The sequence below is a fragment of the Vibrio sp. 2134-1 genome, assembly GCF_033339495.1.
The window spans coordinates 1-714 of record NZ_JAWOUS010000404.1; the positions used below are offsets into that span (position 1 = coordinate 1).

A 714-nucleotide genomic window follows, 5' to 3' on the forward strand; every position below is an offset into this window, starting at 1 on the left:
TATATTTTAGTAATTGGCAAGCTGTTAAGCTCGAGCTTGTTCTGTTTCTTCTTCAGTATCACATTGGTTTGGAATGGTACAACCGTGACCTTGGCGAGGGAGGTATGCCGCGATCGCTTTTGGATATAACCAACCACCAAAGCAAGCACCCGCAATAGGAGCAAGAAGGGGAACGATAAAGTAAGGGATGTCTTTAGCGCCGGTCAGTGCGTAATCCCAACCTGCAAAGTACGCGAACAGTTTAGGGCCAAAGTCACGAGCTGGGTTCATCGCAAAGCCAGTTAGTGGACCAAGAGAACCACCAATAACCGCAATCAGAATACCAATCAATAATGGGTTCATCGCGCCACGAGCGGCACCGTTGTTTTCATCACCCAGAGCCAAAATGGCAAACATTAATACAGCTGTAATGACGAATTCCACAGCAAATGCGCCAAAGAAAGAAAGAGAAGCGTGTGGGTAAGTTGAGAAAATACCAGCCGTTGCAAGGGCGTCTTGGCTGCTACGTACAAAGTTGTGTGCGATTTCGTAATCGGTGAAAAGGTTGCTGTACAAGCTGTAAACCAAAGCGGCAGAGAAAAATGCACCTAACATCTGAGCGATGATGTACGGAACCACTTTCGCTTTATCGAAACCATGAAACATCGCTAATGCAATGGTCACGGCTGGGTTGATGTGTGCGCCTGAAACGCCGGCAGTACAGTAGATCGCGAT

General features: G+C 47.3%; 1 protein-coding gene. It reads right to left on the reverse strand.

Going from position 1 to position 714, the window contains the following annotated elements; genetic code table 11:
- Nucleotides 1–24: 24 nt before the first annotated feature.
- Nucleotides 25–714: MIP/aquaporin family protein (locus R7R78_RS26270; protein ID WP_225474630.1), on the reverse strand; the 690-nt coding region annotated here is incomplete at its 5' end.